Origin of the sequence: Neisseria viridiae (assembly GCF_962747995.1) — a bacterium.
Classification (GTDB): Bacteria; Pseudomonadota; Gammaproteobacteria; order Burkholderiales; family Neisseriaceae; genus Neisseria; species Neisseria viridiae.
The window spans coordinates 19,935-35,278 of sequence record NZ_CAUJAJ010000004.1 but is presented as its reverse complement, the minus strand read 5'-3'; the positions used below and the strand labels follow the sequence as shown (position 1 = coordinate 35,278).

General features: G+C 54.5%; 11 protein-coding genes and 1 tRNA gene. 3 read left to right on the top strand and 9 right to left on the bottom strand.

The genetic code is table 11. From position 1 onward, the window contains the following. Window positions 1–48 precede the first annotated feature (48 nt). Both waaF and Q9J79_RS03740 read right to left on the bottom strand, forming a co-directional pair. Window positions 49–1,059: a lipopolysaccharide heptosyltransferase II gene (waaF, locus tag Q9J79_RS03745; RefSeq protein ID WP_301911924.1), complete on the bottom strand. Its 1,011-nt coding sequence runs from the start codon at window positions 1,057–1,059 to the stop codon at window positions 49–51. 130 nt (window positions 1,060–1,189) lie between these two features. Further along, window positions 1,190–1,265: transfer RNA gene (locus tag Q9J79_RS03740), tRNA-Asn, on the bottom strand. A gap of 260 nt (window positions 1,266–1,525) precedes the next feature. On the opposite strand from Q9J79_RS03740, the gene glgB reads away from it, so the two are divergent. Next, the gene (gene glgB, locus Q9J79_RS03735; RefSeq protein ID WP_301912002.1) at window positions 1,526–5,818 is read left to right on the top strand and encodes a 1,4-alpha-glucan branching protein GlgB; all 4,293 of its coding nucleotides are present in this window, start codon (window positions 1,526–1,528) and stop codon (window positions 5,816–5,818) included. 49 nt (window positions 5,819–5,867) lie between these two features. Here the strand turns inward: glgB and Q9J79_RS03730 are convergent, their stop codons facing one another. Further along, window positions 5,868–6,677 carry a methylated-DNA--[protein]-cysteine S-methyltransferase gene (locus Q9J79_RS03730; protein WP_301911925.1) on the bottom strand — a complete coding sequence of 270 codons (810 nt, stop codon included), beginning with the start codon at window positions 6,675–6,677 and terminating at the stop codon, window positions 5,868–5,870. A 256-nt stretch (window positions 6,678–6,933) separates the two neighbouring features. Between Q9J79_RS03730 and Q9J79_RS03725 the strand changes: the two genes are divergently transcribed. Beyond that, window positions 6,934–7,491 (top strand): YbhB/YbcL family Raf kinase inhibitor-like protein, encoded by a 558-nt coding sequence (locus Q9J79_RS03725; RefSeq protein WP_301911926.1) that lies wholly within the window; start codon window positions 6,934–6,936, stop codon window positions 7,489–7,491. On the opposite strand, the gene Q9J79_RS03720 is transcribed toward Q9J79_RS03725, so the two are convergent. From Q9J79_RS03720 to Q9J79_RS03695, 6 genes are all read right to left on the bottom strand, one after another. Next, on the bottom strand, window positions 7,469–8,284 hold the full coding sequence (locus Q9J79_RS03720; protein ID WP_301912003.1) for a helix-turn-helix transcriptional regulator: 816 nt from the start codon (window positions 8,282–8,284) through the stop codon (window positions 7,469–7,471). The two genes, Q9J79_RS03725 and Q9J79_RS03720, sit on opposite strands and share 23 nt — an antisense overlap. A gap of 418 nt (window positions 8,285–8,702) precedes the next feature. Continuing rightward, window positions 8,703–9,848: a succinyl-diaminopimelate desuccinylase gene (dapE, locus tag Q9J79_RS03715; protein WP_301912004.1), complete on the bottom strand. Its 1,146-nt coding sequence runs from the start codon at window positions 9,846–9,848 to the stop codon at window positions 8,703–8,705. A gap of 99 nt (window positions 9,849–9,947) precedes the next feature. Beyond that, the gene (locus Q9J79_RS03710) at window positions 9,948–10,568 is read right to left on the bottom strand and encodes an HI_0552 family protein (RefSeq protein ID WP_301911927.1); all 621 of its coding nucleotides are present in this window, start codon (window positions 10,566–10,568) and stop codon (window positions 9,948–9,950) included. Between the two features lie 33 nt (window positions 10,569–10,601). Beyond that, complete coding sequence (locus Q9J79_RS03705; RefSeq protein WP_301911928.1) at window positions 10,602–11,111, bottom strand: hemerythrin domain-containing protein; 510 nt, start codon at window positions 11,109–11,111, stop codon at window positions 10,602–10,604. Between the two features lie 95 nt (window positions 11,112–11,206). After that, entirely contained in the window at window positions 11,207–11,758 is a 552-nt protein-coding gene (azu, locus tag Q9J79_RS03700; protein WP_301911929.1) for an azurin, read from the bottom strand. A gap of 281 nt (window positions 11,759–12,039) precedes the next feature. Further along, window positions 12,040–12,462, bottom strand: coding sequence for a DciA family protein (locus tag Q9J79_RS03695; RefSeq protein WP_107818651.1), 423 nt, complete (start codon window positions 12,460–12,462; stop codon window positions 12,040–12,042). A 131-nt stretch (window positions 12,463–12,593) separates the two neighbouring features. On the opposite strand from Q9J79_RS03695, the gene secA reads away from it, so the two are divergent. After that, complete coding sequence (secA, locus tag Q9J79_RS03690) at window positions 12,594–15,344, top strand: preprotein translocase subunit SecA (protein ID WP_301911930.1); 2,751 nt, start codon at window positions 12,594–12,596, stop codon at window positions 15,342–15,344.

Genomic DNA, 15,344 nt, shown 5'->3' with positions numbered 1-15,344 from the left:
CCTATCAATATCCGCCGTCAGACGGCATAAACCCGAAAACAGAACCCATCATACCGCCTCTTCAACCGCCTGCACAATCTTCTCGGGATACAGCCTGTTGAGGCAGTCGGTATGCCCCAACGGACATTCCCGTTTGAAACAGGGCGAACATTCCAAGTGCAGGCTGACGATTTTTGCCCTGTCGCTCAAAGGCGGCGTATGCGTCGGGCTGGAAGAACCGTAAACCGCCACCACCTTCCTGCCCAATGCCGCCGCCAAGTGCATCAGCCCGCTGTCGTTGCACACGACCGTGTCCGCCAACGACAGCAAATCCATTGCCTGAGACAAATCGGTCTTTCCGCATAAATTCACACATATGCCGTCTGAAAGGCGGTTGATTTCCTCGGCGATTTCATCATCTTTTTGCGAACCGAACAACCAAACCTGCCAACCCGCCGCCGAATAATGTTTGCCCAACTCGGCAAAATGCTTTGCCGGCCAACGCTTTGCCGGCCCGAATTCCGCCCCCGGACAAAAAGCCAGAACAGGCTTTCCAAGATTCAAACCGAAAGTTTCGACAGAAATTTCCCGCCGCCGTTCATCAATGGAAAACTCGGGGAATCCCGAATGCCCGTCAAAATCTTCCTGACTCTGATGCGCAAGAGCCGTATATCTGTCCACCATCAAAGGCAGACGTTCCTTATCCAGCCTGCGTATATCGTTCAACAGAAAATAACGGCTTTCACCGACATAACCCGTTCTTTTTCCGATACCCGTTGCCAGCGCGATGATTGCCGATTTCAAAGAACCGGGCAGCACGATAACCTGATCGTAGCCGCGCCGTCCCAAATTCCTACCGACCCGCCAACGGCGTTTCAACTCCAACGCACCGTGTCCGAACGGATTTTCAAGAATCTCATTCACTTCCGGCATACGCTCGAACACCGCCATCGACCACTTCGGCGCGAACACATCAATCGTGCAACCGGGGTGAAGTTCCTTCAAACGGCGGAACAAGGGCTGGGTCATCACGCAGTCGCCTATCCAACTGGGAGAAATAATCAGGATTTTGATGGACATAACAAGAAACCGAAATCAGACAGGCGGAATTTTACCGCGAAACCGTTGGAAAACCTATCTCGCCGCATTCCGAACGCCGGACGTGCAAATATGAAAAAGCCCGAACATTCAAGTTCGGGCTTCAAAATTCTGGCTCCCCGACCTGGGCTCGAACCAGGGACCTGCGGATTAACAGTCCGTCGCTCTACCGACTGAGCTATCGGGGAATGGGGCGTATTATAGCGTCCGCAAAAAATGTGTCAATCCTTAATTTTGTCCAAACGGGTAACAAAACTACAAATATATGAATGGAAAAGATATTTAGCCAAATATGCCGTCTGAACGGGAAAACCGGCTTCAGACGGCATATTGGTTCAAGTCAAACAATATGGAAGAAACCGCCGTTACACGCAATTACAGCCGTCATCATTCCGTATTTATATTAAGATTACGCCTTGAGATTACGGACAACAGACAGGAAAACAGGATGAGTATCGAACTGGAACAACGCGCTTCTGCTTTGGGCATCAGCTTGGGGTTTCACGACATCGGCGGCGTATATCGCGCCACGCCGCCAGAGGTATGGGAAACGATAGCCGACACCTTGCAGAAAGACGGTGTTTCAGACGGCATTTATCTCGACACGCTGGCAGCCCGCGAACACGGATGCGAAAATCTGACCCTGCCGTCCGCATGGTCGGACGAAACGGAAACCGTTTTGGAAGATGAAAACGGCACACATCGGGTTTTACCCCTCGACCGCGACGACCACGGCACGCTCCGACTCGCACTGCCCGATCTTTCCTGCGGCTACTACACCCTTTCGTGCGCTGCCGGAAAAATCCGTCTGATTGTCGCGCCGCAATCGGTTTACCGGCCGCCCGAACCAAACTGCAGCGCAAGAATGAACGGGCTGACGGTGCATCTGTACAGCCTGCGTTCGCACCGCAACTGGGGCATAGGCGACTTTACCGATTTGCAGAACCTGATGGCTTATGCGGCAGAGAAAAAGCTGGATTTCGTCGGCATCAATCCGCTGCACGCGCTTTTCAGTGCCAAGCCCGCCTTTGCCAGCCCGTACAGCCCGTCTTCGCGCGAATGGCTCAATCCGATTTATCTCGATGTGGAAAAAGTCGGGGCGTTTTCCTACAGCGAAACCCTGAAAAACCGTTTTGCCCAAGAAAAAATGCAGCGGCGCATTGCCGCGCTGCGGATTACCGATACCGTAACCTACACGGCGGTTTGGGCGTTCAAACGCGAAGCTCTTCAGGCAGCATTCCAAGCATTTGAAACCGAACCGTGCGAAGCCGCCCAAAAGGAACGTGCGGCTTTTGCCGCATTTGCGGAAGAAAAAGGAGCGGCACTGTCGGGATTCGGGCTGTTTGAAGCCCTCGACCAATATTACGGCGGCTGCGGCGGCATAGGCTGGCAATCTTGGTCTGCCGAGTTTCGCGACACCGACGGAGAAGCCGTCAAAAACTTTGCCGCCAACCACGGACACGACATCCGTTTTTATATGTGGCTGCAATGGCTTTGCACGGAACAATGGTACAAAGTGCAGGAAACGGCGGTCAGACTCGGCATCAAGTTGGGGATTTACGGCGATTTGGCGGTCGGCGTGGCGCGCGGCGGCGCGGACACTTGGTTAAACCGCCAAGATTATTGTATGGATATGTCTGTCGGCGCACCGCCCGATCCTTTGTGCCCGACGGGGCAAAACTGGGATTTGCCGCCGCTCAATCCGATAATGCTGAAGCACACGGGTTATGAGAAGTTCGCCCGGCTGTTGCGTGAAAATATGCGGCTTTACGGCATCTTGCGTATCGATCATGTGATGGCTTTGTACCGCCTGTGGTGGGTTGCGGGCGGGACGGCGGACTTGGGCGCGTATGTGCATTACGACGCGGACGTGATGTTTGCCATTTTGGCTTTGGAAAGCCGGCGCAACCGCTGCATCGTCATCGGCGAGGATTTGGGGACGGTGCCCGACCGGGTGCGTGATTTGCTGAACCGTTATCAGGTGTTTTCTTATAAGGTCGTGTATTTCAGCAAAGGCAGGCACGGTTTTGAATTGCCCGATGAATATCCCGAACAGGCGATTACGGTCGTCAGCACGCACGATGTTGCACCTTTGGCGGGCTATTGGAACGGCAAAGATTTGGAAACCATGTACTGCCTGGGCACGATTCCCGATGCGGAAACTTTTCAGACGGCATTGGAAGCGCGCGAACACGACAAGGCAGACCTGTTCGACAAGCTTAAACAATGCGGCTGTTCGGACAAAGACAGCACAATGCCGTCTGAAATGACAGAAGGGCTGATGTCCGCCATCCACAAATACGCCGCCATGAGCCGCAGCAGGCTGTATGCGGTGCAACTGGAAAACCTGCTGGGCGTGGGCGACAACCTGAATGTGCCGGGCGTTGCCGAGGGTTATCCCAACTGGGCGCGCAAAATGCCCGTCGCGCTGGAAGACTTTGCAGATTGCCGAACCATGACCGCCCAACTTGCCATGATTGACGGAGTCCGTATGAAAAAGAACTGCCCAACCCTTTCCTACCGCCAACCCGACCAAGCCGAACGCGACACGGTCGACAGCCTGTTTTTTGCGACCCACGGCGACGTATTCGCCTATTTGGGACGGCACCGCCTTCCCGAAGGCGGCGAAGTCGTGCGCGTTTTGATTCCCGACGCTTCGGCAGTAGATATTGTCGACCGTGAAAGCGGCGGACTGATTGCGCCGTCTGAAAAAATCGATGGGCGCGGATTCTTTGTTGCCGTATTGCCCGAAAACGCTCCCGATTACGCGCTGAACGTCTATTACGGCGGAAACGGCAACCCCGTGCGCGAAGAAGACCCCTACCGCTTCCCGTCGGCATTGAAAGAAATGGATTCTTGGCTGTTGGCGGAAGGCAGACACCTGCGCCCTTATGAAACTTTGGGCGCGCATTTTGCCGAGTTGGACGGTGTGAAGGGCGTACGCTTTGCCGTATGGGCGCCGAATGCGCAGCGCGTTTCCGTCATCGGCGAATTCAATAACTGGGACGGCCGCCGCCACGTCATGCGTTTCCACCGCGACAACGGTATTTGGGAAATTTTTATTCCGGCAGTCAAACCCAATGCCCTCTACAAATTTGAAATCCGCGATGCCGGCGGCAATGTACGGCAAAAAGCCGACCCGTATGCCTTCGGTGCGGAGTTGCGTCCGAATACCGCGTCTGTCGTGCGCGGTTTGCCGGAAAAAGTCGAAGCCCCCGACTTCCGCGCCCGTGCCAACGCCATTGACGCACCCATCAGCATTTACGAAGTGCATTTGGGTTCGTGGAAACGCAATCCCGAAAACAACTTCTGGCTGACTTACGGACAGCTCGCCAAAGAACTGGTCGCCTACGTCAAAGACATGGGCTTTACCCATATCGAATTTCTGCCCGTCTCCGAATACCCGTTTGACGGCTCGTGGGGCTATCAGGCGACCGGATTGTATGCGCCGACCAGCCGTTTCGGTTCGCCGGAAGAATTGCGCGCCCTGATTAAAGCCGCCCACGACGAAGGCATCGGCGTCATCCTCGACTGGGTGGTCGGCCATTTCCCAACCGACGACCACGGGCTTGCCAAATTCGACGGCACGGCATTGTACGAACATGCCGACCCCCGCGAAGGTTTCCACCAAGACTGGAACACCCTGATTTACAACTTCGGCAGGAACGAAGTCAGAAACTTCCTGCAAGGCAACGCCCTGTATTGGATAGAACGCTTCGGCTTCGACGGCATCCGCGTTGACGCGGTGGCTTCAATGATTTACCGCAACTACTCACGCAAAGACGGCGAGTGGATTCCGAACCAATACGGCGGACATGAAAACCTCGAAGCCATCGCTTTCCTGCGCGATACCAACACCATGTTGAAAGAGGAAGTTCCGGCTGCGACCGAAATTGCCGAAGAGTCTACTTCATTTGCCAATGTAACCCGTCAAGAAGGTTTGAACTTCAGCTTCAAATGGAATATGGGCTGGATGAACGATACCTTGCGCTACATGATGGAAGACCCCGTCAACCGCAAATACCACCACAATAAAATGACCTTCGGCATGATGTACCAGTACAGCGAAAACTTCGTCCTGCCGCTTTCACACGATGAAGTCGTGCATGGCAAACTCTCGCTGCTCGGACGGATGCCCGGCGACTGCTGGCAGCAATTCGCCAACCTGCGCGCCTACTACGGCTTTATGTACGGCTTCCCCGGCAAAAAACTCTTGTTTATGGGCAACGAGTTCGCGCAAGGCAGAGAGTGGAACTACAACGAAGGACTGGATTGGTTTTTACTCGAACAAGAAGGCGGCCGGCACAAAGGCGTGCAAGACTTCGTGCGCGATTTGAACCGCGTCTATAAAGACACCGCGCCGCTTTACCAATTGGATCAATGGCCGGAAGGCTTCGAGTGGCTGGTTGCCGACGACGGCGACAACTCCGTCTTCGTCTTCGAGCGACGTGACCGCGAAGGCAACCGCGTTATCGTCATCAGCAACTTCACGCCTGTGGTACGCGAAGGCTACCGCTTCGGCGTGAATTCTGCCGGCGGATACCGCGAAATCCTCAATTCAGACGGCCTGCATTACAAAGGCAGCGGCGTTTCTGCCGGCGCAACGTTGGAAACGGAAGAAGTTTGGTCGCACGGCAAACCAAATTCCCTGTCCGTAACCGTACCGCCGTTGGCAACCGTTTACCTGTATCAGGAGGCACAAAGCCAAACCGGAGCGGAAAAAACCTCCGATGCCGTCTGAAAGGCGGACGGGGCTTGAACCCCTCAAGCCCCGTTGTCCTCCGCGCCCGTCAAAACAATGCCGTCTGAACTTCGCCGCGTTCCAAAGCCAGTAAAAACCGTTTGCGGTTCAAGCCGCCTGCGTAGCCGGTCAGTTTGCCGTCGCTGCCGATAACGCGGTGGCAGGGAATCAAGATAGACACCTTGTTCTGCCCGTTTGCAGCGGCAACGGCTCGGACAGCTTTGGGATTGCCCAAACGCTGCGCCTGCTCCTTGTAGCTGCGCGTTTCACCGTAGGGAATCGCCAGCAGCTCATCCCATGCCTGCTTTTGAAATTCAGTGCCAATCTGCTCCAAAGGCGTGGCAAAGGTTTTCAGACGGCATTGGAAATACAAATCCAATTCCTGCCGCAAAAGTTGCGTTCGCTCATCCTCCCGAAACACAAATCGTCCGCGCAAAGCTTTTTGGACGGCGGTAATTTCCTGTTCCATATGTTTCTGCCCGACAAACTCCAGCAAACACAAGCCTTTGCCACCGAACACCGCCAGCATCTCACCCAAAGGCGTGACAATGGCGGCGGCGGTCAGTTCGTTCGAGCTATCAGGATAACGCGCTTCCAAGAGACGGATGGCACGGCGGATACGGACATATTCTTCAGGCGCGCAGCCGATACGGTCGATAAAATCCTGCTCGAACTGTTTGGCTTCGTGTTCCGTCAGATTGGGATACGGCATGACTTCACACTCAAAAACTTGGGTTTCGAGCCAATGGCGGATTTCATCCCATTTTGACGGCAGATTGTTTAAGGAAGGCAGGGTAATCATTCGTTTGCTCCGTATCTCTATCATGGATTTGACGGCAAAATCCCTAATTTTCGCCATTCCCGCACGCCGATGCAGGAACGGGCTATGACGTAAATCTTGAGGGTGTTGGGTTGCGGCAATTCCTAAATATTCGATATTTCCAAAGCCTCAGGGAAAGGAATTAAAGATTTCAGACGACCTGCAAAGGGTCGTCTGAAACCACGGATTTTTGCATTTGCGCATTTCGGCACATCATCCAACCGTTTCGGCACATTCCTGCCGCCGTTGACAGCCTATAATGAATCCACTTATTCATCAAGCAAAGGAATCATCTATGCAAACCCGCATCCTCTCCGCTGTACTGCTGGCTTTTTCAACCGCTGCCTTTGCCGAGGGCGCATTCACGCTGCAATTCGACAACCCGTCCAAAGACGGCAGCTTCACGCAAAACCAGCTTTTGAGCGCGCCTTACGGCTTCGGCTGTTCGGGCGGCAATGCTTCGCCCGCGCTGTCGTGGAAAAATCCGCCCGCAGGGACAAAAAGTTTCGTCCTGACCGTTTACGATAAAGACGCGCCGACCGGTCTGGGCTGGATGCACTGGGTGGTCGCCGACATTCCCGCCGATGTCCGCCGCCTGCCCGCAGGCATTACCGCGCAAGGCGGCAGGCTGCCCAAAGGCGCGCTGCAAACCCGCACAGACTTCGGCACTCCGGGCTACGGCGGCGCGTGTCCGCCCGAAGGTAGGAAACACCGCTACGAATTCACGCTCACCGCGCTGAAAGTCACCAAGCTGCCGAACATCACCGCCGAATCCACACCCGCGCTGGTCGGTTTCTTCACTAAGGCAAACAGCTTGGGCGAAGCGAAATTCACGGTCGAACACCGACGCTGACCTGCCCCGTGCGCCGATATGCCGCCGGCTCCGCTACCGAGCGGACCGCCGACGGTACGCAACCGAACCGCTCTTTGAAGCGCGCGCTGAAACGGGACGGGCAGTCATAGCCGACCGCGCCGGCAATCTGCGCCACCGGCCATTGCGTAACCTGCAACAACGTCAGCGCGCGCATCATGCGTACATCCGTCAGCAGCGTACGGAAATTCGTGTCCTGCCGCGCCAACCGCCGCCGCAACGCGGCCTCGCTGCAATTAAGCCGCTGCGCCAACATCGCCGACGACCAGTCCGCAGCCATATCGGCGGTAATCAGTTTGCGGATTTGCCGCATCAGGTTGACGCCTTCGTACACGGCAAAACCGATGCCGTCATGCTGCAACCACGCCAACACGCCGCAAAGCGCGGCTTCCGCCGCATTGTGCGGCACTTCTTCATCCGCCAGTACCGCAGCCGCATAATCAAACGCCGCGCCCATACGCCCGGGGTGCGGCAGCTTCACCGCATCGCACACTGCCTGCGCCGTCCCGTATTGTGTGGCGAACCTTTCTACGGTTTCCTGTTCGAAAGCAATCCATTGCGCCTGATAGAGGCCGTCTGAATCGGGAATATTAATAACGTCAAATGTCTGCCCGCCTGCCAAGGCGACCGCTTCACCCGCCGCAATCCTCAATTCGCGCCCCGTCCACCGCAGCTTCTTGCTTCCGCGCCGCACGATAAGCACAGCCGGTTCATATACCGCCACGCTGCGGTACAAGGCGGTATGATGTTGCACGATGCCGCCTAAAGCACCCAATCGTTCGCGCGTATGAAAGTAATTTGACGGCACGGTTATCTTCCTCAATGTTTCAACACACAGGGCTGCACATAAAGGCGCAGCCCTGTTTACCCTGATTTGGAAGGAGTTATTTCCCCAAAAATAAACCAAAATTCTACTGCCCTGAAAGGTCGGGTTTCAACCATATTCCGTCGGCGTGCCTGCAACTTGACCCCCTCCCCTGTAGGGGAGGGTCGGGGAGAGGGTAAAACGGGGCAGATACAGGCAATATGTCCGTTGCCGCCCCGATGCCCTCTCCCTAACCCTCTCCCACGGGAGAGGGAATAGATTGCCGTTGAAATAAATCGCTCTACATAAAAAAATCAATGTGTTATCTCAAACCCACGTTAGGTCTAATAAAATGGTCGGACATCCTTATCCGGCAAGCAAGCTGCTTTCAGACGGCATTTCCAGCCAACAACCGCGCCAATATCCCCTCATACACTGCCGACAGCTTCGGAATATCGTCCAGCCGCACGTTTTCGTTGATTTGGTGGATGGTGGCGTTGGACGGGCCCAGTTCGATAAGTTCTTTGGCAATGGCTTTGATGAAGCGTCCGTCCGAAGTGCCGCCGGTGGTGGACAGTTCGGTCTCTACGCCGCAAGTTTCGGCGATGGCGGCGCGTGCCACGTCGGTCAGTTTGCCCGCTTGGGTCAGGAAGGGCTGCCCCGAACACGACCACTGCAAATCGTATTGCACGCCGTGTTTGTCCAAAATGGCGTGGACGCGTTGTTTCAGCCCTTCTTCGGTGGACTCGGTAGAAAAGCGGAAATTGAATTTGACGTTCAGCTCGCCCGGAATCACATTGGTCGCGCCTGTGCCGCCGTTGATATTGGAAATTTGGAAACTGGTCGGCGGAAAGTATTCGTTGCCCTCGTCCCAAACTTCCTGTGTCAGCTCCAGCAATGCCGGGGCAAAAGTATGGACGGGATTGATTGCCAAATGCGGATAGGCAATATGGCCTTGCTTGCCTTTGACGGTCAGATTGCCCGACAGCGAGCCGCGCCGGCCGTTTTTAATCATATCGCCCAATTTGTCCACGGCGGTCGGTTCGCCGACGATGCAGTAGTCGATAAGTTCGTCGCGCGCTTTCAATACATCGACGACTTTGGTCGTACCGTCCAGCGCGTCACCCTCTTCGTCGGAAGTAATCAAGAGTGCAATGCTGCCTTGATGGTCGGGATGTTCGGCAACGAAACGCTCGCAGGCGGTAACGAAGCAGGCAATGCCGGTTTTCATGTCCGCCGCGCCGCGCCCGTATAATCTTCCGTCGCGCTCAGTCGGTTCGAACGGGGGCGAATCCCATTTTTCAACAGGGCCCGTCGGCACAACGTCGGTATGCCCTGCAAAACAGACGACGGGAGCTTTCGTGCCGCGTCGCAACCAGATATTTTTGGTGTCGCCGAAATGGAGTTCTTCAGCCGCAAAACCGATTTTGTGCAGGCGTTCGGCAAGGAGTTTTTGGCAATTTTGGTCATCCGGCGTAACGGACGGGCGGGAAATCAACGCTTTGGCGAGTTCTAGGGATTGGGTTTCGGTCATTTTTCGGCTTTTCTGTTTGAGATGCCGTCTGAACGGAGTTTCAGACGGCATTTGATGTTGAATGGAACGGGCTAACGATAGCGAAGCGGGTTCTTCAGGTCAAGCACCATGACACGCTTCGTAAAGCGGCAGCAAGTCTTCCACCGTTTCCGCTATCCATTTCGCGACATCCTGCCTGCCCAAATCGTCGCGTTCGATGTGTTTGCCGATGCAGAAAAAGTCTTCGTCGTTTTGCAACTTTCGGTCGGATTCATTTTGCTGCGCGACGGTGCGGTAGTCGTCGTATTCGCTTTCCGCGCCGTGCCACATATCGAATGCGGCGTATTTGTCGGTATCGAAATCATCCAGCCAGCGGTTGTAATCAGGCAGCGCAATCGGCGACACGTCGGCTTTATAGCAGTGCCAATCCAAGCTAACGCTCAAACGGCGGCGGTTGAGCAGTATCGACAGGATGGCGGCAGAGTTTTTGTATTGGGCGTATTTGAAATAGGCAAAGAAGTGGGCGCGCACCTGCCAGCCGTTACACCAGCGTTCGATATGCGGTGGTGCAAACGGCGCACCCAATTCGGCGGCAACCTGCTGGATCAGCTGCTGCCATATCTGCCAGTTTTCTTTATAGTCGGCCTTAATTTGCGGAATACTTTCAGGCTGGTATTTTTTAAGCTGGGAAAATTGGAAAAAAGGAATATTGAACAAATCGCAGCTTTTCGGGGTTAGCATAATATATCCTTGAGACGATTGTTTCAGACGGCATTATTTGCGCCGGCGCGCCGCCATGATTTCGCCGATTTCGGTCAGTTTTTCTTTGGGGATAAAGGTTTTGCCCATGTCGAACAAAGGCTCTTCAATCGCCAGATGCACATCATATCCCGCCACAAAACGTTTGAACGCTTCCGCATCGGGGACATAGGCGTTGTCTGCTTCGAGTTTGAAGAATTCGGCGGATACTGCCGCCCAGTTGTTGTGCAGGCTGATATGTTGGCGCAAAAGCTCGTCCACACCTTCACGTGCTTGCGGCGCGTATTGCAGCAGCAGCGGGAAAAAGTTTTCTTCTTCGTCTTCATGGTGCAGCGGCGCGGCAACGTTGAAATACCGGGAGATTTGGCGGATGGTTTGCAAAACAATCTGATTGCAGCCGTTTTCGGCGATGTAGTCCGACAGCATGGCGACTTGTCCGCAGAAACGGCGTACTTTGCCGTGGCAGGCATACAGCATTTCAATCGGTTCGGCAAAGGTAACGCTTTGGGTTTCAAACGGATTCATGTTTTCGTTCTCAACGGGGCACTTTTCAAGCAGTCATTTTATAATAAAACAGCCTGCACAAAGCAGGCTGTCCGTCTTTTGAAACTTTAAGCGGATTAATCGACCAAAGTTACTTTGCCGTTCATCAAAGCACCGTGACCCGGGAAGGTGCAGGCAAATTTGTAGTCGCCGTCAGCCAATTTGGCAGGATCCAAAGTCAGGGAAGACTCTTCGCCGCCGCCGATCAGTTTGGTGTGGGCAATAACGCGCGCATCGTCAGGTTTGACATAATCGGTATCGGCAGCACCTACGCCGTCTTTAAATACGCCATCCATGTCTTCAGCTTTGGCAATCACGAGGTTGTGACCCATGCTGGCTTTGGGTTGCGTACCGGTATGTTTCAGAGTGATGGTGAACTCTTTACATGCTTTGCTGACTTGGATGTCTTTGGTGTTGAACTGCATATTGTCGTTGGATTCGACAGTTGCCGCACAGTTGCCGGCAGCAGGGGCTTCGGCAGCATCTGCAGGAGCAGCTTCGGCGGCAGGTGCTTCGGAAGCGGGTGCTTCAGCAGCAGGAGTTGCCTCGGCGGCAGGCGCGGCAGGTTCTTGAGAGCAGGCAGTCAAACCGATAACGGCGGCAGAAATCAGGGCCAGATAAGCTTTCATGGTAAATCTCCAATCGATAAAATAATATTCGGTTTTACGGAAATCAAAGTGCAACCGCCATTAACAAAACCTTGAAAAAGATTCCGCCGCGTTGCACAAACAGATGTTTCGGGGCGGCATTTTGCTACAAATTTCATTTGAAATCAAAGCCTGTTTGCAAGTTTACAATCGTTTACCCAAGAAAGGGCAATTTTACCCCGAACCTATTTCTTTAGTATTAGGGCAGCCGTCCCCCGCCGCGCAAATATTAACGGATATTTACAACATCCCTGCCGGCCGCCTTATGCCCCGTGCTTCCTGACCAGCTCCGCCAGCACTGCCGCCAATTCGGGATGCCGTTTTTCCAACTTTGCCGCCGCCGAATCGAAACTCTCCAGCGCAGCCTTACTCAAATGCAGGGTATTGGTTTTCTGCGGTTTTTCCGGTTTCGGGACCAGCCTGACCGAAACAGACCGTATCGAAGCGTCAAGCCCTGCCAACTGCGGCAATACCGACGGTGCAATCATTTTCAAACGCGATGCCGCCATATTGTTTGCCGCCAAAAGGACAAGCCTGCCGTCTTCGATACATGCCGTCTGAAAATGCGGGTGCAGGTTGGCGGGCAGCAGTTTTTTCACGGCGGCATCCAACCGCCGCCACTGTCCCGCCTGTTTCAAAAGTCCGGAAAGCAGCGCGTCCCGCCTGCCCAACTGTTCCAAATTCATAAAACATACACCCAAAAAGATTGAAATACCGCAAACGCGCCTTTATTTCAGACGGCATTAGCACTTTGCACAAACGCTTGTGTTAAAATCGCGTTTTCGCCCCACTATTATATCAGGCGCAGGAATTATTCATGCTGACAAACATTGCCAAGAAAATCTTCGGCAGCCGCAACGACCGCTTGCTGAAACAATACCGTAAATCCGTTGCCAGAATCAACGCGCTCGAAGAACAGATGCAAGCCTTAAGCGATGCTGATCTGCAAGCCAAAACTGCCGAATTCAAACAACGCCTCGCCGACGGTCAGACTTTGGACGGCATTTTGCCCGAAGCCTTCGCCGTCTGCCGCGAAGCGTCCCGCCGCATCCTCGGTATGCGCCACTTCGACGTGCAGCTTATCGGCGGTATGGTGCTGCACGACGGCAAAATCGCCGAAATGCGTACCGGCGAAGGCAAAACCTTGGTCGCCACCCTTGCCGTCTATCTCAACGCGCTGGCCGGCAAAGGCGTGCACGTCGTTACCGTCAACGACTACCTCGCCTCGCGCGACGCAGGCATTATGGAGCCCCTCTACAATTTCCTCGGTCTGACCGTGGGCGTGATTATTTCAGACATGCAGCCGTTCGACCGCCAAAACGCCTATGCCGCCGATATTACCTACGGCACAAATAATGAATTCGGCTTCGACTACCTGCGCGACAATATGGTGACCGACCAATACGACAAAGTGCAGCGCGAATTGAATTTCGCCGTCGTTGACGAAGTGGACTCCATCTTAATTGACGAAGCGCGTACCCCGCTGATTATTTCCGGTCAGGCGGACGACAACATCCAGCTCTACCAAATCATGAACACCGTTCCGCCCCACCTCGTCCGTCAAGAGACAGAAGAAGGCGAAGGCGACTATTGGGTCGACGAAAAGGCACATCAGGTCATCCTGAGCGAAGCAGGTCACGAACACGCCGAACAAATCCTGACCCAAATGGGGCTGCTGGCAGAAAACGACTCACTGTACTCGGCGGCAAATATCTCCCTGATGCACCACCTTATGGCAGCATTACGCGCGCACTCGCTGTTCCACAAAGACCAACATTACGTTATCCAAGACGGCGAAATCGTCATCGTTGACGAATTTACAGGCCGTCTGATGTCCGGCCGCCGCTGGTCCGAAGGCCTGCATCAAGCCGTAGAAGCCAAAGAAGGCGTGGAAATCAAACGCGAAAACCAAACCCTTGCCTCCATCACCTTCCAAAACTATTTCCGCCTGTACACCAAGCTCTCCGGTATGACCGGTACGGCAGATACCGAGGCTTTCGAGTTCCAAAGCATCTACAACCTCGAAACCGTCATTATCCCGACCAACCGCCCCGTACAGCGCAAAGACTTCAACGACCAGATTTTCCGTTCCGCCGAAGAAAAATTCGAAGCCGTCGTCAAAGACATCGAGGAATGCCACAAACGCGGGCAGCCCGTCCTCGTCGGCACGACCAGCATCGAAAACTCCGAACTGGTCTCCCACCTTCTGCAAAAAGCCGGACTGCCGCACAACGTCCTCAACGCCAAAGAACACGAACGCGAAGCGCTGATTGTCGCCCAAGCCGGCAAAGTCGGCGCGATTACCGTTGCCACCAATATGGCGGGACGCGGTACGGACATCGTTTTAGGCGGCAACCTGAAGCACCAAACCGATGCCATCCGTGCCGACGAAACCTTGAGCGACGAAGAGAAACAGGCACAAATCGCCGCACTCGAAAACGGCTGGCAGGCAGAACACGACAAGGTTATGGAAGCAGGCGGTTTGCACATCATCGGCACAGAACGCCACGAAAGCCGCCGTATCGACAACCAGTTGCGCGGACGCTCCGGCCGTCAGGGCGACCCCGGATCCAGCCGTTTCTACCTCTCGTTTGAAGACCCGCTGCTGCGCCTATTCGCACTCGACCGCGCCGCTGCCATCCTCAACCGCCTTGCACCCGAACGCGGCGTCGCCATCGAGCACAACCTGCTGACGCGCCAAATCGAAGGGGCGCAACGCAAAGTCGAAGGCAGAAACTTCGATATGCGCAAACAGGTTCTGGAATACGACGACGTCGCCAACGAGCAACGTAAAGTCATTTACAGCCAACGCAACGAAATTTTAACCAGCAAAGACATCAGCGACCTGATGAAGGAAATCCGTTTTGATGTCGTCGGCGGGCTCGTAGACCTCTATATGCCGCCGGAAAGTATGGAAGAGCAGTGGGATATTCCGACCCTGGAAAACCGTCTGGCCGCCGAATTCAGGCTTCAGGAAGACATCCAGTCCTGGCTGAAGGCTGATAATGCGATTGACGGTCAAGACATCAAAGAGCGTCTGATCGAACGCATTGAAAACGAATATGCCGCCAAAACCGAACTGGTCGGCAGGCAGGCGATGGCGGATTTCGAGCGCAACGTGATGTTGCAGGTCATCGACAACCAATGGCGCGAACACCTCGCCGCTATGGACTACCTGCGCCAAGGCATACACCTGCGCAGCTATGCCCAGAAAAATCCGAAGCAGGAATACAAACGCGAAGCCTTTACCATGTTCCAAGACCTGTGGAACGGCATCAAATTCCATATCGCCTCCCTGCTTACCTCGGTTCAAATCGAACAAAACCCTGTCGCGGCGGTTGAAGAGCAACCCGTCGGCAACATCCAGTCCATCCATTCCGAATCGCCCGATATGGAAGAACTTTTGGGGCAATCGCAAACCGATCTGGTTACCGAAGCCTTTAATCCCGATGGGACGGATTTCAGCCCCGAAGCCTTGGAAGCGCGGGGGCAAATCGTCCACCGCAACGACCCCTGCCCCTGCGGCAGCGGTTTGAAATACAAACAATGCCACGGCAAACTGGCTTGA